This is a genomic window from Roseomonas sp. KE2513, assembly GCF_016107305.1.
In the GTDB taxonomy this organism is placed as follows: Bacteria; Pseudomonadota; Alphaproteobacteria; order Acetobacterales; family Acetobacteraceae; genus Roseomonas.
Genome location: NZ_RCVR01000035.1, coordinates 14,043 through 33,504 on the forward strand (window position 1 = coordinate 14,043; position 19,462 = coordinate 33,504).

A 19,462-nucleotide genomic window follows, 5' to 3' on the forward strand; every position below is an offset into this window, starting at 1 on the left:
CGCCAGGTCACATAACTGAGACTTACCGGAGAACGCCGCCCATGCTCTCTCGTCGCACCCTCCTCGCCGCCGGCGCCGCCGGGCTGGCGATGCCGGCCATCCGCCCCGCCGGCGCGCAGACCGCGACGCCTGTTCGCTTTGCCCTCGACTGGGCGCTGCAGGGCAACCACGGCATGTTCTCCCTGCCCGACGACCGCGGCGTGTTCCGTCGCGAGGGCATCAACCTCCGCATGGACCGCGGCTTCGGCTCGGGCGACACGACGGTGAAGGTGGCGTCCGGCGCCTATGATGTCGGCTATACCGATGTTTCGACGATGGTGAAGTTCAACGCCGAGAACCCGGACAAGCGCCTCGTCTGCTTCTACCAGGTGCTGGATCGCACGGCGGCGGCGCTGATCACCCTCAAGAAGTCCGGCATCGCCTCGCCGAAGGGCGTGGCCGGCAAGCGCCTCGGTGCGCCCGAGGGCGAGGGAAGCCGTATGCTCTTCCCGGCCTTCTCGCGCGTGGCGGGCATCGACGCCTCGGGCATCCGGTGGACGAGCATGGCCGCCAACCTGCGCGACACGATGCTCGCCCAGGGCCAGGTGGATGCGGTGACGGGCTTCCTCTTCACCACCTATTTCAACCTTGTGGGCCTCGGCACGGCGGAGAGCGACATCGTGGCCTGGCCCTATGCCGAGAACGGCCTCGATATCTATGGCAGCGCCCTCGTCGCTCGCGCCGACTGGCTGGACAAGAACCCGCAGGTCGCCGCCGGCTTCGTCCGCGCCTCGGTCGAGGGGCTGAAGATGCTCATCGCCGAGCCTGATGCCGGCATGGCTTCCCTCAAGAAGCGTGAGCCGCTCTTCGACGAGGCGCTGGAGAAGCGCCGCTGGGGCATGACCTACGAGCGCTCCATCCTGACGCCGAACGTGAAGGCGGGCGGGACGGGCGTGCTCGACAACGCGCGCGCGGAGACGCTGATTCGCGTGAACGCCGAGGCCTATGGGGTGTCCAACCCGCCGAAGGTCGGGGACATGTTCACCGATCGCTTCCTGCCGCCCGCGGCCGACCGCAAGATCGGCTGACAAAGCGCCGGCCGCGGCCCCAACCGGGCCGCGGCCTCTACGCAACTGCCGGAAGCGACACCCTGGCTTTGAGTGGCAGGTGATCCGAGGCGCGGCGCGCGAGCGGCGTGTCATGCGCCTCCGCTGGCCCGATCAGCCCTGCGGGATGCGCCATGATCCGGTCGAGGCTGAGGAATGGCCGGAAGGACGGGAAGGTCGGCACCTGCGGCGGCGTGCCGAAGACCGGTTGCAGCACGCCGAGGGCCGAGGCGCCGAGGCGCCACTCGTTGAAGTCGCCGAGCAGGACCGTCGGTAGGCGCGCGCCGTGGCCGGCTTCCATCGCCGCCAGCAGGGCCTGCGCCTGCCGCTTGCGGCGCGCGGCGCCCAGGCTGAGATGTGTCGCGATCACGCGGAAGGGCCCCCAGCCGAGGTCGAGTTCGGCCATGATCGCGCCCCGCGGCTCCATGCCGCCGATCCGCAGGCCCATCGGCGGCCGCAGCACCGCCGCGTCACGGCGGATGAGGACGAGGTTGCTGCGCCAGCCCTGCTCGCGCGGGCGGTCGTGCAGCCGGAGAGGGCGCAAACCCGCCTCCTGCGCCAGATGATCCTCATCCAGCATCGGGGCGTCGCGGCGGAGGTAGTGCTGCGCCTCCTGCAGCGCGATAAGGTCTGGGCGGATCTCCGCGATGACGCGGGCGATGCCCTCCGGGCGGAAGAGCCCCGCGGGCGGGCGCCCGCGATGGACGTTATAGGTAGCAACCAGCATCGGCCGGCCGGGCGGCGGGGGTGGCGCGTGCCTCATTCCGCCCGCCGCGCCAGGACCATCGCCGCAACGGTGGCGCCAAGCGTGGTCAGCACGATGTCCGTCCAGGTGTCGGTGAAATCGCCGATGAGGCCGGTGATCGCCTCGAAGACCTCCCAGGTGCAGCCGAGCAGAAGGCCGAAGACGGTGCCGGCGAGGACGATCCGCCCGCTCCGCCGGGGGCGGCCGTCCGCCAGCAGCAGCGCGACGAAGACGGCCCCGGCCATGGCCCCGCTGAAGAGGTGGACAACCTCGTCATAGGGGTTCTCGCCGTAGAACCAGTTCAGCCCGTAGCCGGGGCTGCTGAGGAGCGTCGCGAGGATCGGCGTGCAGTCGAGGGCGCGCGGCAGGGCGCGCAGGCGGGCCGGCAGCACCTCCATCCTCTCCCGCGGGGGTAGGATGAGGCCCAGGCAGCCCACGAGCGAGACGAGCACGCCCATGGAGGCGTTGCGCTTGTCGAGCGACCAAAACCAGGCGGACATCGCGGCGAGGAGAAGGAGGCAGAACCAGGCAAGGCGGGATTGCCGGCGGATGTCGTCGCGCGTCAGCAGAGCCAAGCCCGTTTCTCCCCACGGCGCCGGCCGCTTGAATCGCTGAACGCGGGCATGGGGGCAGGGTTGATCCGCGCGGGCACCTTCCGGCCGGCGGGGGTACTCGACGGGGGATTTCCTGCCCGTCGAGCGGAACAGGGGAAGGACAAGGCCCCTCCCCCGGCCGTTCACGCCGGTTGCGGCAGCTTGTCCAGCAGCTTGTCGAGCGTCAGCGGGTAGTCGCGCAGGCGAATGCCGGTCGCGTTGTGCATGGCGTTGGCGATGGCGGCGCCAACCCCGCAGAGCCCGAGCTCGCCTACGCCCTTGGCCTTCATGGGCGAGGAGATCGGGTCCACCTCGTCGAGGAAGATCACCTCCTGGTGCGGGATGTCGGCGTGCACCGGCACCTCGTAGCCCGCAAGGTCGTGGTTGACGAAGAAGCCGAGACGCTTGTCGAGAGAGAGCTCCTCCGTCAGCGCGGCGCCCACGCCCATGGTCATCGCGCCGATCACCTGGCTGCGCGCGGATTTGGGATTGAGGATGCGCCCGGCGGCGCAGACGGCGAGCATGCGGCGCACCCGTGTCTCGCCGGTCATCGCATCCACGCCGACCTCGACGAAGTGGCCAGCGAAAGTGGACTGCTGGTAGCGCTTGGCGAGGTCGCCGTACTCGATCACGTCCTCCGCCGCCAGGCCCTCCTCGCCCGCCGCCTGGCCGAGCGGGACCTCGCGGTTGCCGGCGCGGACCATGCCGTCGGCGAAGACCGTATCGGCCGAGTTGAAGCCGAGCTTGCGCGCAACCTCCTCGCGCAGCTTCGTGCAGGCCGCGTAGACGCCGGCGGTCGAGTTGTTGGCGCCCCATTGCCCGCCCGACCCGGCCGAGGCCGGGAAGTCGGAGTCGCCGAGGCGGACGACCACCTTCCCGATCGGCACGCCCATCATCTCCGCCGCCGTCTGGGCGATGATCGTGTAGCTGCCCGTGCCGATGTCGGTCATGTCGGTCTCGACGGTGACCACGCCTTCCTTGTCCAGGCGCACGCGCGCGCCCGACTTCGTCAGGAGGTTGTTGCGGAAGCCAGCCGCGACGCCCATGCCGACGAGCCACTGGCCCTCGCGCCGCTGCCCGGGTGTCGCGCTGCGGCGGCTCCACCCGAAGCGCTCCGCGCCCTGCCGCAGGCATTGGACGAGCTGGCGCTGCGAGAAGGGGCGCTCGGGGTGCTCCGGATCGACCTGCGTGTCGTTCAGGATGCGGAACTCGATGGGATCGATGCCGAGCTTCTCGGCCATCTCGTCCATCGCGATCTCGAGTGCCATGAGGCCCGGCGCCTCGCCGGGCGCGCGCATCGCATTGCTCTCGGGCAGGTCGAGCTCCGCGAGGCGCATGGCGGTCAGGCGGTTGGCGCCGGCGTAGAGCAGCTTCGTCTGGGAGACCGCCGTCTCCGGCTTTCCGTCCGGCAGGTTGTGGGAGGCGCTCTCATGCGCGATGGCCGTGATCTTCCCGTCCCGCCCCGCACCGATGCGGATGCGTTGGATCGTCGCCGAGCGGTGCGTGGTGTTGTTCGCGATCAGCGGGCGCGTCAGCCCCACCTTCACCGGCCGCCGCGCCGCCCTGGCGCCGAGTGCCGCGAGGATCGCGTCCGCGCGAACGAAGAGCTTCCCGCCGAAGCCGCCGCCCACATAAGGGGAGTCGAGCCGGACCTTCTCGATGGGGATCCCGAGGGTCATGGCGACGTCCCGCCGGCCCCAGGCGATCATCTGGTTGGAGGTCCAGATGGTGACCTTGTCACCCTCCCAGGAGGCGACGGAGCTGTGCGGCTCCATCGCGGCATGGCTCTCGGCCGGGGTGGTGTAGGTTTCGTCGAGCCGGACGGGAGCGGCGGCGAAGGCGCCTTCGAAGTCGCCGAAGCGGTCCTCCGGCGGCGCGCCACTTCCCTCGTCACTGTCGCCGCCCACCAGCGGGGCGGTCTTCGCGACCGCGGCGAGGTCGAAGCGGCCGGGCTCGCGCGCGTAGTCCACGCGGATCAGCCCCGCGGCCCCGCGCGCCTGCTCGAAGGTCTCGGCCACGACGAGCGCGATGGCCTGATGGTAGTGCTGGATCTCGGCGCCGCCGAAGAGATAGGCGATGTTCATCCGGCCCTTGGCCATCCTCGGCATGTCGAGGGTGGAAACGACGGCAATGACGCCCGGCGCCGCCTTCGCGGCGGCGGTATCCATGGCGGTGACCCGGCCCTTCGCAATCCCGGCACCGACGACGAAGCCATAGGCCTGGTTGGGCGCAACGTCGTGCCGTTCATAGGCGTAAGGAGCGGTGCCTGTGGTTTTGAGCGGGCCATCGATGCGGTCCAGCGGGCGGCCGACGACCTTCAGCTGGTCGATCGGATTCGCTGTGGCGGGGGTGTCGAACTTCATCGTCTCAGCCCTTCGCCTCGGTGAGCACGGAGGTCAGAATTCGCTCCGCGAGGGTTAGCTTGAATGCATTGTCCGGCATTGGCTTCGCCCCGTTCAGGATTGCCGCCATGGCCGGCTTCGCGCCGCGCGGAAGTTCTGCCTCGGCCGCCTCGACGCGCCAGGGCTTGTGCGCCACGCCGCCCATCACCACCCGTCCCGTGCCGTCCGGCTGCACGACGGCCGCCACGGAGACGAGTGCGAAGGCGTAGGAGGCGCGATCGCGCACCTTGCGGTAGAACTGCCGGCCGCCAGCCGGCGGGGGCAGCGTCACCGCCGTGATGATCTCGCCGCGCTCCAGCGTCGTGTCCAGCTGGGGCGCGTCACCCGGTAGGCGGTGGAACTCGGCGATCGGGATCGCGCGCGTCGTGCCGTCGGGCCTGACCGTCTCCACCACCGCCTCCAGCGCGCGCATCGCGACGGCCATGTCGGAGGGATGGGTCGCGATGCAGGCCTCGCTGGCGCCGATGACCGCCAGGTGCCGTGTGACACCGCCGATCGCCGAGCAGCCGCTGCCGGGCTGGCGTTTGTTGCAGGGCTGGGCGGTGTCGTAGAAATACGGGCAGCGCGTGCGCTGAAGAAGGTTGCCCGCCGTGGTCGCCTTGTTGCGTAGCTGCCCGGTGGCGCCGGCCAGCAGCGCGCGCGACAGCACCGCGTAATCGCGGCGCACGCGCTCATCGGCAGCGAGGTCGGTGTTGCGTACTAGAGCGCCAATGCGCAGCCCGCCCTCCGGTGTTGGCTCGATCTTGTCGAGCGACAGGCCATTCACGTCGATCAAGTGGGCGGGGGTCTCAATCCCCAGCTTCATCAGGTCGAGCAGGTTGGTCCCGCCCGCGATGAACCTCGCGCCCTCCCGGTGTGCCGCAATGGCGGCGGCCTCGGCGGGGGTGCTGGCCCGCTCGTAGGTAAAGGGCCTCATGCTTGCCTCCCCGCAACCTCGGTGATCGCGTCGAGGATGTTCGAGTAGGCACCGCAGCGGCAGATGTTGCCGCTCATGCGCTCGCGGATTTCCTCGGGGGTGACCTGGGGCGTCGCCGTCAGGTCAGCCGTCGCGTAGCTGGGGATGCCCTGCCTGATCTCGTCCAGCACGGCGGTGGCCGAGCAAATCTGGCCGGGCGTGCAATAGCCGCACTGGTAGCCGTCATGCTTCACGAAGGCCGCCTGCATGGGGTGCAGCTTGTCCGGTTGGCCGAGGCCCTCGATGGTCGTGACCTCGTCGCCGTCGTGCATCACGGCCAGGGTCAGGCAGGAGAGCACGCGGCGGCCGTCCACCATCACCGTGCAGGCACCGCACTGGCCGTGGTCGCAGCCCTTCTTGCTGCCCGTCAGGCGCAGGTGCTCGCGGAGGGCGTCGAGCAACGTCGTCCGCGTGTCGAGCTCGAGGCTCCGCTGCTGGCCGTTCACCGTCAGCGAGGTCCGGGCGAGCACCGGCACAGCGGCGGTCCCCTCCCCCTCGGCCTGCACCGGCACCTGCGCGGCGGCCGGTATCGCGGGCGCCATGGCCGTCACCGCCGCACTGGCCAAGAGCCCGCGCCGGGAAAGTTCCAGATCGTCGATTTTCTGCATGGCTTGCCCTGACCCCTCTCCCCGCCTGATCGACACAGCAGGGTGCCGATCCCCAGCGAGGGTCTTCTGACTGATAGAACGTCCGCATCGGCAAAGCGCTGCCATCGCTTCGGGCCGCATCCTGTAGACGCGGCCCTGCCCCTATCCTTGCCGGCTGCATGCGACGGAGGAGGTCGCGAATTCCTCAAATCCGCTAACGCACGGCGCGCCGGCATCGCTGATCACGAACGGGGGACAACCGGTCGTCCCAGGCTGCGTCGGCCATCAAAGGGGTCGGCTTGGTCGGCACTCGCAGGATGCCCGAAAGGCGAAGGGCTGCCCTGTCGAGCAGCCCTCCGGCGGTTGAGCCGTCTTTATGGAACGCGAGCGGAAGGGCCGATCAGGCCAGAGAGGATGCGGTTCCCTTCTCCGTCAGGTCGTAGCGAGTGACGTCCTCCAGCGCGTTACCAAACCAGGCATCGATGGCGCAGGCACGCTCGGCCAGGGGAACCATGTTTCCCGCGGTGTCCAGCCGCAATGGAAGGTCGTGCCCGGGCAGGAGGACCGTCCCCGGCACCGCCCGCCAGGTGGCGTTCAGCCGGGAGATCGAAGCCGCGTGCGCCGCGGCGTCGAGGGTCATGTCGGCGCGGCCGGTGACCAGTTCGGAACGGTTCTTCGCGACGTCGGCGGAAAAGATTGTGCGCGTCTCGCCCTCCAGCACGAAGACGAGGTGATGCATCGTATGGCCGGGGGCGGTGAAGCAGGTGATGCCCGGCAGTTGCGTCGCGCCATCGGTGAGGCGCCGCAGCCGGGGATGGCGCGCCAGCTCACGAATGGTGAACTCGGGGTAGAGCGGATCGCCGTCCGGCAGGGCGAGCGCCATCTCGAGCTCCGCCGCGCCGGCGTGGATCGTGGCGCGCGGGAACATCGGCCAGTTAAGGCAGTGGTCGTAGTGAAGATGCGTGAGGAGGAGGTCGGTGACCTCCTCGGGCGACACGCCGGCCGCCTGAAGCTGGGTCAGCAGGCGCCGCCTGGCCCCGAAGCCGCCGGTATCGAGCACGGCGATCCGTCCCTCCGGCCCGCGCGCGAGGCCGATGGTGCTCCAGCCAAGGCCGCCGTGGTATCTCGACTTTCCAGGGTAGCCCTGCTGCAGGCTCTCGACCGTCCAGGACATATGCTCTTCCCCTCCCCTCTGCGCGACGGCTTCAGCCGGCCAGTGCGCGGACGGCATCGAGATCGGCGGTCCCTACTGTAACCCCTTGGCGCTTCGCCCGCGCGTGCAGCGCCATCTCGCGGTCGCCCGGCGCCATCACGGGCTGGGCGGGATCGGCGGGCGGGGTGCTGCGGAGGATCTCGCCGAAATCGGCCATCCGTTCGCGCATCCAGTCGACGGCGTGCAGTCGCTTCGTGTCGATGAGGATGAAGACGTGGCCGAGGTTCTGCGCGGCCTCCGGGTTCTTGTCCCAGGCCTGCACATGCGTGAGGAAGGCGGCGCCGGAGAGGAGGCCGGCGAAGAGGTCCACCATGACGGCGAGCCCGTAGCCCTTGTGGCCGCCGACCGGCAGAAGAAATCCCTCCAGCCCCTTCTTCGGGTCCGTGGTCGGCTTGCCCTCGGCATCCGCGGCCCAGCCCTCGGGCATGGGCTGGCCCTGTTCCAGCAGCTTGCGGATCTTGGCACGCGCCGCGACGGAGAGTGCCATGTCGAGGATGATCGGGTCACCGCCCGGGTTGGGCATGCCAAGGCCGACGGGGTTGTTGCCGACCCGCGTATCCTTGCCCCCCCAGGGGGCGATGGTGGTGGTGGCGTTGCTCGCGATGATGCTCGCGAAACCCTCCTCTGCCGCGAGATAGGCGTACGGCAGGATGGGGCCGAAATGATTGCTGCCGCGGGCGAAGGCGGCGCCGATCCCGACCTCGCGCGCGGATTCTGTCGCCGCCTGCAGCGCGCGCATGCCGATCAGCGGGCCGATGCCGTTGCGGCCGTCCACCATGGAGAGCCCCGGCGCCATGCGCGCGACCTGCACCTCCGCCGCCGGGTCGATGCCGCCCACCCGTACGCGGCCGAGATACTGCGCGACCCGGCTGATGCCGTGGGTGCGGACGCCGAACATGTCGGCGAGGACGAGAACCCTGGCGGTGAGCGCGGCGTCGGCCTCGCGCATGCCGCCGGCAGCGAGGGCGCGTGTGGCGAGGCCGAGGAGCGCGTCCTCGGCGATGGTCGTCTCGGTCATGCTGGTCTTTCGCTCAGGGGTGGCGGCGCTCAGCCTTCGGCCGTGATGCCGGCATCGCGGATAATGGCGGCGAACTTGCCCGCCTCCTCCTGCACGAAGGCGCGGAAGGCGGTGGTGGAGAGGCGGCGGGGGATGATCCCCTGGTCGTTCAGCTTCGCCGCCAGGCTCGGCTCCGCCAGCGCGGACTCGGCGGCGCTCGCCAGGCGCTCCAGCAGCGGGGCCGGCGTGGTGCCCGGGGCGAAGATGCCGAACCAGTTCACAAGCTCGTAGTTCTCGAGGCCCGGTGCCTCGCGCAGGGGCGCCACCTCCGGCAGTTGCGGCATGCGCTCCTTCGAGGTGACGGCGATGGCGCGCAGCTTGCCCTCCTGGATGAGGGGGAGCGCGGCGCCAAGGCTGCTGAAGCTCATCGTCACCCGATCGGAAGCCACGTCGGTCACCGCGGGAACTGAGCCGCGATAGGGCACGTGCAAGACGTCCGTGCCGGCCATCCGGTTCATCAGCTCCCCCGCGAGATGCTGCGGGTTTCCGATGCCCGAGGAGGAGAAGGAGAGCTTGCCCTTGTTCGCCCGCGCATAGGCGATCAGCTCCGCCGGGGTGCGGACCGGCAGGCTGGAGGGGACCACGACGAGGCAGGGGACGGTGCCGCAGAGGGTGACTGGGGCGAGTTCACGCTCCGCGTCGTAAGACATCCGCTCCTTGTAGAGGGCCGGGTTCGCCGCGATCTCCCCCGCCGCGGCGAAGAGAAGCGTGTAGCCGTCGCCCGGCGCCTTCGCGACCGCCTGCGCAGCGATCATGGCGCTGGCACCTGGCCGGTTCTCAACGACGAGGGGCTGACCAAGGGCGGCGCGCATCGGCTCACCGATCAGGCGCGCCACGATGTCCACGCCGCCGCCAGGCGGATAGCCGACGATCGAGCGGATCGGGCGGTTGGGGAAGCCTCCCTGGGCGCGGGCGCTTCGGGCGGCCAGCGCGAGCCCGGCGGTGGCGGCCAGATGGCGGCGGGTGATCATGGCGTCGCTTCCTCGCTCGAGCGTCTTTCAATAATCTTGCATGTTGTCAGCCTGAAATGCAAGAAGCTGGGGAGGTGCATGATGCCGCGCCTGGAGACCCCTTCCTTGTCAGAGAGCCCCACCAGCACCGTTTCGGGGATCGTGCATGCCCTGGCCGACGAGGTGAGCACCGGCGCGCTGCCGGCCGGCGCCCATCTTCCGGCGCAGCATCTTGCGGACCGCTTCGGCGTGTCCCGCTTTCCCGTGGGCCAGGCGCTGCGGGTGCTCGCCGACCACGGCATCGTCGTGGCGGCGCCGGGCCGCGGCTTCTTCGTGGCGGCAGAGGGGAGATCGCCCGCGGCCGCGCTGAGCGGGCGGCGCAAGCCCGATGGCCTCTCGGCTGTCTACTTCGCCATGGCGGAGGACCGGCTCGCCGGCCGCCTGCCCGATAATGTCTCCGAGGCGGCCCTGCGCGAGCGTTACGGCCTCAGCCGCGGCCAGCTCGGGCAGCTGCTGGACCGCATTGCGGCGGAGGGGTGGGCGGAGAGGCGGTCCGGCTATGGCTGGCGTTTCTCGGCGGTGCTGACCACGCCGGACGCGCTGGAGGCTAGCTATCGGTTAAGGCTCGCAATCGAGCCAGCGAGCCTGCTCGAGCCCGGCTACCGGCTCCACCCGGCCCTCGCCGCCCGCTGCCGCGCCGTGGAGGAAGGGATGCTGGCCGGCGAGATCGAGCGGGCCTCGTCCGACGCCCTCTACGAGCGCGGCGTGCGCTACCACGAGGCGATCGTTGGCGCCTCCGGCAATCCCTTCATGCTGGAGGCGCTTCAACGGGTGAACCGCGTCAGGCGGCTGCTGGTTTATCGCACCCTGGTGGATCGCCAGCGCTTCTACCGCCAAGCACGAGAGCACATCGCGATCCTCGACCTGCTGGAGGCCGGCCGGCGCGACGAGGCCGCGGAGGCAATGCGGGCGCATCTGTGCGCGGTCATGGCGAGCATGGCGGCGGCTCGGCCGCTGCTGGAGGCCGGGCGCTAGGCGGCGTTCCGTGGCCTCAGGCGAGCTGTCGCCCGGCCGCCGGCCAGTGCTCGCGCCGGAGCGCCTTCTTGTCCACCTTCCCGTGCGGCAGCCGCGGCAGGTCGGGCACGAAGGCAACGCGGCCGGGCTTCTTGTAGGAGGCGATGCGCCCGCGAACGTGCTCGATCAGCGCCGCGGCTTCGAGTTCCGCGCCGGGCTGGAGGACCACATAGGCCATCACCGCCTCGCCCCAGCGCTCGTCCGGCACGCCGATGACAGCGCATTCCGTGACCAGTGGGTGGGAGAGACAGGCCTCCTCCACCTCCCGGCTGTGCACGTTCTCGCCGCCGGAGACGATGACGTCCTTCTTGCGGTCCAGCAGGTGCAGAAAGCCGTCCGTGTCGATCCGCCCGACATCGCCGGTGCGCAGCCAGCCGCCGGGGGCGAAGGCCGCCTCGGTCTGCGCGGGGTTGCGCCAGTAGCCGGACATGACGCCGGCCGAGCGGACCAGCACCTCCCCTTCCGGCGCGTCCTGCCCGGCGTCATCCACGATCCGCAGGCTTGTGCCGTGATAGGGCTGGCCGGCGGAGGCGAGGCGCCCCGCCTCTGCAGAGCCCTCGGGCGCGTCGAGGTTCTGCTGGAAGGGCAGCAGGATCGTGGAGGCGACGTGCTCCGTCATGCCGTAGAGCTGGTGGAAGACGGGGCCGAAGGCGGCCACCGCGCGCCGCAGGTCGGGCACGGGAACGGGCGCCGAGCCGTAGTGGATGCGCCTGAGGGTCGAGAGGTCGTGCCGCGTGCGCGCGGGGTGCTCGACGAGGGTCTTCACCATCACGGGCGCGAGGTGCGCGGCGGTGACGGCCTCGGCCTCGATCGCGCGGAACACGCTCTCCGGCTCGAAGCGGGGCAGCAGCACGCAGGAGCCGCCCATGTATTGCACCGAGAGCCATTCGATCTTCGCGCCCACGTGGAAGAGCGGCATGGTGATCAGCACGCGGTCGGTCGGCCGCAGCCCGGCCCCGCAGGCGATGTCGCCAGCCGCGTGCAGCATCGCGCCCTGCGAGAGCACCGCGCCCTTGGGCGTACCGGTCGTGCCGGAGGTGTAGATGATGTAGGCGGCGTCCTCCGGCTCCGGCGCGGGGCCGGGCGCGCTTTCGGCGCCGGCGAGCAGCGCCTCGTAATCAAGGGCCCCCGGCACAGCTGCACCGAGCGAGACGAGGAGTGGCGCCCGCGAGGGCAGGGCCGCGACGGCCTCGGAGTAGCGGTCCTCAAAGAGCAGCGCCGCGGGGTCGGCATCCGCCATGATGGCCGCCAGTTCGGGGGCCGCGAGGCGCCAGTTGAGCGGCACGAGGATGCAGCCCCCCATTTCCGCCGCGCCGTAGGCCTCGAGCATCTCGGCCCGGTTCTGCGACAGGACGGCGACGCGGTCGCCCGGGCGGATGCCGCGCGCGGCGAGTGCCGAGCGGAGGCGGGTGATGCGTGCTGCGTGGTCCGCATGGGTCCAGCTGCGGCCGGCATTGGTCAGAGCCGGGCGGCGCCCCGAGAGGGCGGCGTTGCGGGCGAGGAGGTCGGCGAGCGTGCGCATCGGATGATCCCGGCTCAGGGGTGCAAGCGGGCGATGGTCGCCCAGTCGGCGCGGGCGGCGGCGCGCCCGGATGGCAGCGCAACGCGGCCGCCGCGGAGGGCGGGCGGCTCCTTCGTCAGCGGCCGGTCGAAGAGGAGGAAGGTGGAGGTCTCGGCGGGCGGCCAGCCAGGCGGCATCCGTGCCGCGAGCCGCCAAGTGGCGCCGGCGCCGAGATCGCTCTCGCCGAACAAGCCGATGGCGACCTCCGCACCGGCCGCCGTCGCGCGGGCCGCGATGGCTTCGGTGACGGAGGGGCCGACACGGCCGGGCTTGATGCCGAGGGCGCGCGCCCCGCGCTCGAGAAACGTGGCGCCGTCCGCTTCCGACCAGATGGCCGCGTCCACCATGATAGGTGCGGCGCAAGCCGACTGGATCCTCCGGAAGGCCTCGTCGGGGCGGAGGGTGGTGGGGTCCTCCACATGGGTGAGGCCGGCCGCCGCCAGGGACGCGACATGCGCGCGCAGGGCGGGACCGTCGGCGTAGAGGCCATTCATGTCGAGGGTGAGCGCGACGCCCGGACCCACGGCAGCACGGACGGCGCGGACCGTTTCCAAGTCCCGCTCGAAGGTGCGGCCACCCTTCAGCTTCAGTGCCGAGAAGCCGTGCGCCGCGACCATCGCCTCAGCCTCCCGCGCCATCGCGGCCGGGTCCTTGAGGGTGATCGTCCACGAGAGGGGCAGCTCGCCCGAAGGCCCCTCCTCTTCCAGCAGGTCGCGGACGGCAGCGTCGGCCATTGCCTTAGCGGTCGCGTTCTCCGGCACGCGCGCCAGCGCTTTGAGCACGGCGCCGGGGGCTGAGAGGTCGCGATTCAGCAGGCGCGGCAGCACCACGCCTTCGAGCACCGTGGCGAGGGAGGCGAGGGTCGCACCCGACCAGGTCGGCTTGGCCGTTCCCTCGGAGGCCCCTTCCCGCCCGTCCTCCGCCCGCAAACGGAGGATCAGGAGATCGGCGGAGACCTCCGCAACATCGGACCACTCGACCGGCGCCCGATAGGGCAGTCGGACGGGGTGCAGTGACCAGCCGGCGAGGCGCATCCTAGTCGACCCTCGCCCCGAAGGCCTCGACCACCCGGGCCCAGCGAGCGGAGTCCTCGCGCAGGAAATCCGCGAAGGCAGCGGGCGGGAGGTGGCGTGCCTCCGCCCCGGCCCGCGCGAGCGCGTCCCGGACACGCGCATCAGCCAGCGCCTCGGCCATGGCAGCGGAGAGACGGGCGGCGATCGGCTCGGGCAGCGCGGCGGGGCCGAAGAGGCCGAACCAGGCGACGGCCTCGTAGCCGGGGAAGCCGCTCTCCGCCACTGTCGGCAGCTCGGGCGCGAGCGGCGAGCGCGCGGCGCCCGTCACGGCCAGCGCGCGCAGCCGCCCCGCCTCGGCGTGCGGCATAACGGAGGGCGCGGTGAAGGCCATTACAGCCACGCGACCGGCCAGCAGGTCGTTGAGCGCCGCAGGGCCACCAGGATAGGGCACGTGCAGCATGTCTATGCCGGCCACCGTCTTCAGCAGTTCCATCGCGAGGTGCCCGCTGCTGCCGTTGCCCCCCGAGGCGTAGGCGATGCTCGAAGGCCGGGCCTTCGCCGCCGCGATCAGGCCGCCGAGGCTGTTCACGCCGAGCGAGGGATGCACGACGATGACGTTCGGCGCCTCCGCCGCCAGCGCCACGGGCGCGGTGTCGCGCAGCGGGTCGTGCGGCATGCGGCGGTAGAGATGCGGGTTGATGGTGTGGGTGGGGCTCGCGCCGAGGAGCAGCGTGTGGCCGTCCGCCTGCGCGCGAACGACGAGGTCCGTGCCGAGCGTGCCGTTCGCGCCGGGACGGTTGTCCACCACGAAGGGCCGGCCGAAGGCGCGCGACAGCTCGGGCGCTAGCAGCCGCGCCACGAGGTCCGCCGTGCCGGCGGCGGGAAAGGGCACGACGAGCGTGACCGCGCGCTCCGGCCATCCCTGCGCCCGGGCCTTCGCGGCAAGAAGGATGGCGGGCAGCGCGAGCGCCGCGCGACGGGTGAGGCGATCACGCGGCATAGCGACCCTCCAGGACCTCGCGCGCGATGGTGTTGCGGTGGATCTCCGTCGTGCCGTAGCCGACGGACATGCCGCGCACGTCACGGAAGTAGCGCTCGAAGGGGAACTCCTCCGAGAGGCCGTAGCCGCCGGCGAGCTGCATGGCGGCGTTGGTCACGCGCACCGACATCTCGTTGACGAAGGTCTTGGCGACGGAGGCGTCCATCGGCGTGGCCTCGTTCGCGTCGATGCGCCGCGCAGCCCGCCAGAGGAGGGCACGGCCGGCCTCGATGTCGATGGCCATGTCCGCGAGACGCCATTGCAGCCCCTGGAACTCCGAGAGCGACTTGCCGAACTGCTTGCGCTCGCGGAGGTAGGCCGTCGCGCCATCGAGGGCGGCGCCGGCGACGCCAAGGCAGACGGTGGGATTGCCCGCGATCCGGTCTGCATCCAGCACCTTGAACAGGTGGCGCATGCCGCCCGCGGGCACGATGAGGTTCTCCGCGGGGATGCGGCAGGCGTCGAAGTTCAGGCCGGCCATGCCCGTCGCGCGCAGGCCGATCATGTCGAGGTGGTTGCCGATGGTGAAGCCGGGCGTGCCGCGCTCCACCAGCACAGCGCCGACGCCGCGCATCCCCGGCTCGTCCGAGAGCCGCACGAGGACGAGGAACAGGTCTGAGACCTGCGCGCCGGAGCACCAGGTCTTCGCGCCGTCGATGACGTAGCGGTCGCCGTCCTTGCGCGCCCGCGTGCGCACGGCCGCGACGTCCGAGCCCGCCTCGGGTTCGCTCATGCTCCAGGCGGCCAGGGTTTCAGCCCTGGCGAAGCGCGGCAGCCAGCGGCGCTTCTGCTCCTCCGTGCCGAGATGAAGGATGCTGCGCGGCGTCGCGCCATCCGTCCCGCTCAGGAGGATAGCGGTATTGGCGCAGTTGCGGGCCACCTGTTCCATGACGATCACGGTGTCGAAGAGGCCGAGCCCGGCGCCGCCGTATTCCTCGGGGATGAAGGCGCCGCAGAAGCCGTGCTCCGCGAGGATGCGCAGGTTGCCGACGGGCGGAGCGTATTCGCGGTCGGCGCGCGCGGCCAGGGGGCGGAAATGCTCCTCGGCGAGGCTGCGCGCCGTCTCCTGGATCAGCCGCTGGTCTTCGGTCAGTTCCGGCTCTCGCATAACGCCACCCCTCCCCGTCTATTCGGGCTTGGCGCCGGTCGCGGCGACGACGCGGGCCCACATGGTTGTCTCCGCCGCGATCCGGCGGGCGAAGGCGTCGGGCGTCGCGGGCGCGGGCTCGACGCCGAGGGCGGCGAAGCGGGAGAGGAGGTCCTCGCTTGCCAGCGCCTTGAGGATTTCCTCGCCGAGGCGGGCAGCGATAGGGTCCGGTGTGCCTGCGGGTACGACCAGGCCGTACCAGGTGGTCATGTCGAAGCCCGGCACTTCCGAGGCGACGGGCGGCCATTGCGGGAAGGCGGCGACGCCCTCTGCCGGGCTGACCGCCAGTGCACGGAGGCGCCGCGCCTGGATCTGCGGCACGGCCGCGGTCAGGCCCACGAAGCCGAGCTGCACCTCGCCGGTCGCGCTCGCCTGCATGGCCGGCGCCACGCCGCGATATGGCACGGCGACGGCCCGCGTGCCCGAGAGGTTCTTGAACCACTCCATTGCCAGGCCGTGCACGCTGCCTGGTCCGAGCGAGGCATAGGACATGGCATCGGGCCGCGCCTTGAGCAGCGCGATGAGCGTGCGCAGGTCCGTCGCGGGCACAGAGGGGTGCACGACCAGCGCGAAGGGCACGGTGCAGAGGGAGCTCAGCGGCCGCAGGTCGCGCGCATTGTCGTAAGGCACGCTCGGGTAGAGGGCTGGGTTGATGGTGATGGTAGTGGTCACGAGGCCGAACGTGTGGCCGTCGGGCGCGGCGCGCGCCACGACCTCGGTGCCCACCATCTCGGAAGCGCCAGGGCGGTTCTCCACGGCGACGGGCTGACCCAGCGTGTCACCGAGGGCACGCGCGATGAGGCGGCCAACGATATCGGTGCCGCCGCCGGGCGTGTAGGGGATGATGAGGCGGATGGGGCGGCTCGGCGCCCAGGCGGTGCCGGTCTGCGCCCTGGCGGCCGTGGGCGCCAGGAGAAGCGCGCCGAGTGAGCGACGCCCGATGGTGCTAGCCATGCTCGTCCTCCCCCTTCGCGGCATTCCTCGCCGTCTCCTCCTCCACGCGCAGCCAGACCTCGCGGGCGATGGGCTGGCGCAGTTCCTCCGCGATGTGCCCGACGAGGCCGACCGCGCGGCCGATGACCGCGAGGCCGCGGCAGAGACGCCAGTCGAGCCCCATGTCGGACGCGATGGCGCCGAGCGCGCCGGTCGCGTTCACCGGCAGCGACTTGCCGGAGGATGCCTCGGCCGCGCGCGAAACCTCCTGCATGAGAGCGACGTGGCGGCCGGCAATGTGGTGCTCCTCCGCGAGGGCGAAGAGGACGGGCGCGCGCGGGTCCACCGGCTTGTGCAGCGGGTGACCGATTCCCGGAACCACCGCCTTGCGGGCGAAGCGCTCCGCCACGATGCCGCGCGCCATTTCCGCGAGGTCCGCCTCGGCCGGCGCGTCACGCAGTGCCTCCTGGAGCAGCTTCGCCGCGCCCTCCGCCGTACCGGCAAAGGTAGTGCCCATGCCGCAGAGGCCTGCCGCCACGGCCGCCTGGAGGGATTCCGGTGCGCCGAGATAGGTCAGGCGCGTCGCGATCGCCATAGGCGTCATCCCGTGCTCCACGAGCACGACGAGCAGCGCGTCGAAAACCTTCGACTCCCCGGGCGTCGGCTCGCGGCCGGTGATCTCCAGCCAAGCCATGTCCGAAAGCGAGACCTTGCCGAGCAGGTCGCGGCAGAGGTCGCGCCCCTGCACCCAGATGCGGTCGGGCGTGCTCCGGCCCATGCCGGAGACGAGATCGGTGGCTCTCATGCGCCCTTCCCGCCGAGGCCGGGCTTGTAAGCCTTGTCGAGGAAGCCCTGCGCCCCCTTCTCCCGCCAGCTTCCCCCCTGACGCTGCGTCAGCTCATGATACTTCGCGCTGACGTAGTCCTGCGCCGCGTCATGCGACATCTCCTGCGTCAGCCAGAAGGATTCCTTTGTCGCCCGCAGCGCGTGCGGGTCCTTGGACGCGATTTCGCGCGCGAGGGCGAAGGTTTCGTCGCGGAGCGACGCGCGCGGCACGGCGAGGTTCACGAGGCCCATCCGTTCCGCCGCGCGCCCGTCAAAGGGGCGGCCGGTCATGGCGTGCAGCAACCCGTCCCGCGGCCGGGCGAGGCGCGTGAGGGAGCGGGTGACGGGGCCTGCGGGGAACATGCCGAAGTTGATCTCGGAGACGCCGAAGGTCGCGTCCTCCGCCGCGATCGCGAGGTCGCAGGATTCCACGAGCGAGACGCCGCCGCCAAAGGTCCAGCCGTTCACCATGGCGATCACCGGCTTGGGGAAGCGCCGCAGCGTGCGCGCGCGCCACTCATAGGTCAGGCGGTCGATCCGGTCGTACTCGTCCGGCCGGTCCTTGAGCCCGACGAGGAATTCCTTAATGTCCATGCCGCCGCAGAAGGCCTCGCCCGCGCCGGTCAGCACCACCACGCGCGCCTCGGCGTCGTAGCGCAGCACCTCCAGCGCCTCCGCCGCCTCCTCGTTCATGCGCGGGTTCATCGCGTTGCGCTTGGCCGGGCGGTTGAGGGTGAGGACGGCGATGCCTCCCTCCTCCCGGCTCAGCGCGATCGTTTCCCAGTTCCGGATCTCTGGCATGGGGGTTTTCCTCAGGGAAAGGCGAGGAGGATGCTGCGGGCGACGAGGACGGGCTTGGCCGCGCCCTCCGCCTCCACGCTGAGGTCGATCTCGATGCGCGTGGCGCCGCCGCGGGCCGGTTCCACAGCGGCGAGCACGCCGCGCAGGCGCACGCGGTCGCCGGCCCGCACGGGGCCCGTGAAGCGCAGTCGCTCGATGCCGTAGTTCAACCAGCGCGAGGCGCGGCGCACGTCGAAGGTCTCCCCGAGCATGGAGGTGGTCATGGAGAGGGTGAGGAAGCCCTGGGCGATCACGCCGCCGAACTCCGTCTCCCGCGCGGCGCGCTTGGCGTCGGTGTGGATCCAGTGATCGTCCCCGCAGAGCCGTGCGAAGGCGATCACCTTCTCCTCCTCCACCGAGCGCCAGGGCGAGGGGCCGATGGGGGTGCCGACATGGGCGGCGAGGTCCTCGGGCGTCTCGACGGCGAGCACGGCGCCTAATCCAGCCGCAGGTCCATGGCGCGCAGCCGTTCGGCGGCGCGCCCGCCTTCCTCCCGCAGGACGGCAGCGAAGGCTGCGCGGCCGCCAGGCACGGCGACGAGACCCTGGGCGTCGAGGAAGCGCTCCTTCCACTCCGGTGCGGCCATGGCCTCGCTGAAGGCGGCAGAGAGGCGTTCCAGCGCCGGCTCCGGCGTGCCGGCGGTCGCGGCCACCCCGAACCAGGAGCGGGCGACGAGGCCCGGAAAGCCGGCCTCGGCGATGGAGGGCACTTCCGGCAGCGTCGGCTGGCGCGCGCTATCCAGCACGGCAAGAGCCCGCAGGGTGCCGGCCCTGACATGCGGGAGCGCCTGGGCTTGCGAGGCGAAGAGGATCTGGATCTGGTCGGCGAGCAGCGCGGGCACCGTCTCCGCCACGCCACGGAAGGGCACATGCACGATCTCAATGCCTGTGGCCGCGCGGAAGGCCTCCGCCTCGATATGCGGCGGGGAGCCGGGGCCGAAGGAGCCGTAGTTCAACACCCCCGGCTTAGACTTCGCGAGCGCGACGAGCTCCGCGACCGAGCGGGCCGGGAACGAGGCCGGGACGAGAAGGCACTCGACGGTGGCGGCAAGCAGCGTGACCGGCGTCAGATCACGCTGCGGATCGTAGGGCAGCTTTGAGAAGAGGTGCTGATTGAGGGTATAGGCCGCGTCGGAGGCCAGAAGCAGCGTATGGCCGTCCGGCGCGGCCCGCGCGACCGCCTGCGCGGCGACGACCTGACTTCCCCCTGGTCGCGGATCGACGACGAGCGGCTGGCCAAGCGCGGCGGAGATGGCGGGGGCCAGCGCGCGCGCCAGGTTGTCCGCCAGCCCGCCGGCCGGGAAGGAGAGGACGAGGCGCAGAGGCCGGTTCGGAAAGCCCGAGGCTCCTTGCGCGCGCGCCGGCTTGGCAGCGAGGGCGCTGCCCAAGGCAGCAGGCATCATGGCGCAGAACGCCCGGCGGCCGACGGACATCGCGGCTTCCT

At 71.3% G+C, this 19,462-nt stretch carries 19 protein-coding genes; 2 read left to right on the forward strand and 17 right to left on the reverse strand.

Annotated elements, in window-relative coordinates:
* Nucleotides 1–41 precede the first annotated feature (41 nt).
* Nucleotides 42–1,067 (forward strand): ABC transporter substrate-binding protein, encoded by a 1,026-nt coding sequence (locus D9599_RS23935; protein ID WP_198383818.1) that lies wholly within the window; start codon nt 42–44, stop codon nt 1,065–1,067.
* Between the two features lie 37 nt (nt 1,068–1,104).
* Here the strand turns inward: D9599_RS23935 and D9599_RS23940 are convergent, their stop codons facing one another.
* The 8 genes from D9599_RS23940 to D9599_RS23975 form a co-directional block, all read right to left on the reverse strand.
* A complete protein-coding gene (locus D9599_RS23940) occupies nt 1,105–1,848 on the reverse strand; it encodes an endonuclease/exonuclease/phosphatase family protein (protein WP_198383819.1) in 744 nt (247 codons plus the stop codon).
* Complete coding sequence (locus D9599_RS23945; RefSeq protein WP_198383820.1) at nt 1,845–2,405, reverse strand: hypothetical protein; 561 nt, start codon at nt 2,403–2,405, stop codon at nt 1,845–1,847. The genes D9599_RS23940 and D9599_RS23945 overlap by 4 nt, the downstream gene beginning before the upstream one ends.
* 161 nt (nt 2,406–2,566) lie before the next feature.
* Complete coding sequence (gene paoC, locus D9599_RS23950; RefSeq protein ID WP_198383821.1) at nt 2,567–4,786, reverse strand: aldehyde oxidoreductase molybdenum-binding subunit PaoC; 2,220 nt, start codon at nt 4,784–4,786, stop codon at nt 2,567–2,569.
* Nucleotides 4,787–4,790: 4 nt separating this feature from the next.
* Nucleotides 4,791–5,741, reverse strand: a complete 951-nt coding sequence (locus D9599_RS23955; RefSeq protein ID WP_198383822.1) for a xanthine dehydrogenase family protein subunit M — start codon at nt 5,739–5,741, stop codon at nt 4,791–4,793.
* The gene (gene paoA, locus D9599_RS23960; RefSeq protein ID WP_198383823.1) at nt 5,738–6,388 is read right to left on the reverse strand and encodes an aldehyde dehydrogenase iron-sulfur subunit PaoA; all 651 of its coding nucleotides are present in this window, start codon (nt 6,386–6,388) and stop codon (nt 5,738–5,740) included. Before paoA ends, D9599_RS23955 begins: the two co-directional genes overlap by 4 nt.
* Before the next feature lie 379 nt (nt 6,389–6,767).
* Nucleotides 6,768–7,541: an MBL fold metallo-hydrolase gene (locus tag D9599_RS23965; protein ID WP_198383824.1), complete on the reverse strand. Its 774-nt coding sequence runs from the start codon at nt 7,539–7,541 to the stop codon at nt 6,768–6,770.
* 31 nt (nt 7,542–7,572) lie between these two features.
* Nucleotides 7,573–8,598, reverse strand: a complete 1,026-nt coding sequence (locus D9599_RS23970; RefSeq protein WP_198383825.1) for an Ldh family oxidoreductase — start codon at nt 8,596–8,598, stop codon at nt 7,573–7,575.
* A 29-nt stretch (nt 8,599–8,627) separates the two neighbouring features.
* Nucleotides 8,628–9,608, reverse strand: a complete 981-nt coding sequence (locus D9599_RS23975; RefSeq protein ID WP_198383826.1) for a tripartite tricarboxylate transporter substrate binding protein — start codon at nt 9,606–9,608, stop codon at nt 8,628–8,630.
* Nucleotides 9,609–9,713: 105 nt separating this feature from the next.
* Here D9599_RS23975 and D9599_RS23980 point away from each other — a divergent pair, with 105 nt between their 5' ends.
* On the forward strand, nt 9,714–10,622 hold the full coding sequence (locus D9599_RS23980) for a GntR family transcriptional regulator (RefSeq protein ID WP_232480841.1): 909 nt from the start codon (nt 9,714–9,716) through the stop codon (nt 10,620–10,622).
* 16 nt (nt 10,623–10,638) lie between these two features.
* Here D9599_RS23980 and D9599_RS23985 read toward each other — a convergent pair whose 3' ends face one another.
* The 9 genes from D9599_RS23985 to D9599_RS24025 are packed head-to-tail and all read right to left on the reverse strand — an operon-like array spanning nt 10,639 to nt 19,451.
* The gene (locus D9599_RS23985) at nt 10,639–12,183 is read right to left on the reverse strand and encodes a class I adenylate-forming enzyme family protein (protein WP_198383828.1); all 1,545 of its coding nucleotides are present in this window, start codon (nt 12,181–12,183) and stop codon (nt 10,639–10,641) included.
* Between the two features lie 14 nt (nt 12,184–12,197).
* Nucleotides 12,198–13,256 carry an enolase C-terminal domain-like protein gene (locus tag D9599_RS23990; protein ID WP_198383829.1) on the reverse strand — a complete coding sequence of 353 codons (1,059 nt, stop codon included), beginning with the start codon at nt 13,254–13,256 and terminating at the stop codon, nt 12,198–12,200.
* 1 nt (nt 13,257) lies between these two features.
* The gene (locus D9599_RS23995; RefSeq protein WP_198383830.1) at nt 13,258–14,235 is read right to left on the reverse strand and encodes a tripartite tricarboxylate transporter substrate binding protein; all 978 of its coding nucleotides are present in this window, start codon (nt 14,233–14,235) and stop codon (nt 13,258–13,260) included.
* A complete protein-coding gene (locus tag D9599_RS24000) occupies nt 14,225–15,382 on the reverse strand; it encodes an acyl-CoA dehydrogenase family protein (RefSeq protein ID WP_198383831.1) in 1,158 nt (385 codons plus the stop codon). The genes D9599_RS23995 and D9599_RS24000 overlap by 11 nt, the downstream gene beginning before the upstream one ends.
* An 18-nt stretch (nt 15,383–15,400) precedes the next feature.
* Nucleotides 15,401–16,375 (reverse strand): tripartite tricarboxylate transporter substrate binding protein, encoded by a 975-nt coding sequence (locus D9599_RS24005; protein WP_198383832.1) that lies wholly within the window; start codon nt 16,373–16,375, stop codon nt 15,401–15,403.
* Nucleotides 16,368–17,159, reverse strand: a complete 792-nt coding sequence (locus tag D9599_RS24010; protein ID WP_198383833.1) for a citryl-CoA lyase — start codon at nt 17,157–17,159, stop codon at nt 16,368–16,370. The genes D9599_RS24005 and D9599_RS24010 overlap by 8 nt, the downstream gene beginning before the upstream one ends.
* Nucleotides 17,156–17,980 (reverse strand): p-hydroxycinnamoyl CoA hydratase/lyase, encoded by an 825-nt coding sequence (locus tag D9599_RS24015; RefSeq protein ID WP_198383834.1) that lies wholly within the window; start codon nt 17,978–17,980, stop codon nt 17,156–17,158. The genes D9599_RS24010 and D9599_RS24015 overlap by 4 nt, the downstream gene beginning before the upstream one ends.
* 11 nt (nt 17,981–17,991) lie before the next feature.
* A complete protein-coding gene (locus tag D9599_RS24020; RefSeq protein WP_198383835.1) occupies nt 17,992–18,450 on the reverse strand; it encodes a MaoC family dehydratase in 459 nt (152 codons plus the stop codon).
* A 5-nt stretch (nt 18,451–18,455) separates the two neighbouring features.
* On the reverse strand, nt 18,456–19,451 hold the full coding sequence (locus D9599_RS24025) for a tripartite tricarboxylate transporter substrate binding protein (RefSeq protein ID WP_198383836.1): 996 nt from the start codon (nt 19,449–19,451) through the stop codon (nt 18,456–18,458).
* Between the last annotated feature and the right edge of the window lie 11 nt (nt 19,452–19,462).

What these genes read in the sequence shown, in the direction of transcription:
- D9599_RS23970 (WP_198383825.1), bottom strand. Translation starts at nt 8,598, where the DNA reads ATGACCGAGACGACCATCGCCGAGGACGCGCTCCTCGGCCTCGCCACA.
- D9599_RS23965 (WP_198383824.1), bottom strand. Translation starts at nt 7,541, where the DNA reads ATGTCCTGGACGGTCGAGAGCCTGCAGCAGGGCTACCCTGGAAAGTCG.
- D9599_RS23955 (WP_198383822.1), bottom strand. Translation starts at nt 5,741, where the DNA reads ATGAGGCCCTTTACCTACGAGCGGGCCAGCACCCCCGCCGAGGCCGCC.
- D9599_RS24025 (WP_198383836.1), bottom strand. Translation starts at nt 19,451, where the DNA reads ATGTCCGTCGGCCGCCGGGCGTTCTGCGCCATGATGCCTGCTGCCTTG.
- D9599_RS23975 (WP_198383826.1), bottom strand. Translation starts at nt 9,608, where the DNA reads ATGATCACCCGCCGCCATCTGGCCGCCACCGCCGGGCTCGCGCTGGCC.
- D9599_RS23995 (WP_198383830.1), bottom strand. Translation starts at nt 14,235, where the DNA reads ATGCCGCGTGATCGCCTCACCCGTCGCGCGGCGCTCGCGCTGCCCGCC.
- D9599_RS24010 (WP_198383833.1), bottom strand. Translation starts at nt 17,159, where the DNA reads ATGAGAGCCACCGATCTCGTCTCCGGCATGGGCCGGAGCACGCCCGAC.
- D9599_RS23935 (WP_198383818.1), top strand. Translation starts at nt 42, where the DNA reads ATGCTCTCTCGTCGCACCCTCCTCGCCGCCGGCGCCGCCGGGCTGGCG.
- D9599_RS23990 (WP_198383829.1), bottom strand. Translation starts at nt 13,256, where the DNA reads ATGCGCCTCGCCGGCTGGTCACTGCACCCCGTCCGACTGCCCTATCGG.
- paoC (WP_198383821.1), bottom strand. Translation starts at nt 4,786, where the DNA reads ATGAAGTTCGACACCCCCGCCACAGCGAATCCGATCGACCAGCTGAAG.
- paoA (WP_198383823.1), bottom strand. Translation starts at nt 6,388, where the DNA reads ATGCAGAAAATCGACGATCTGGAACTTTCCCGGCGCGGGCTCTTGGCC.
- D9599_RS24005 (WP_198383832.1), bottom strand. Translation starts at nt 16,375, where the DNA reads ATGGCTAGCACCATCGGGCGTCGCTCACTCGGCGCGCTTCTCCTGGCG.
- D9599_RS24015 (WP_198383834.1), bottom strand. Translation starts at nt 17,980, where the DNA reads ATGCCAGAGATCCGGAACTGGGAAACGATCGCGCTGAGCCGGGAGGAG.
- D9599_RS24000 (WP_198383831.1), bottom strand. Translation starts at nt 15,382, where the DNA reads ATGCGAGAGCCGGAACTGACCGAAGACCAGCGGCTGATCCAGGAGACG.
- D9599_RS23940 (WP_198383819.1), bottom strand. Translation starts at nt 1,848, where the DNA reads ATGAGGCACGCGCCACCCCCGCCGCCCGGCCGGCCGATGCTGGTTGCT.
- D9599_RS23985 (WP_198383828.1), bottom strand. Translation starts at nt 12,183, where the DNA reads ATGCGCACGCTCGCCGACCTCCTCGCCCGCAACGCCGCCCTCTCGGGG.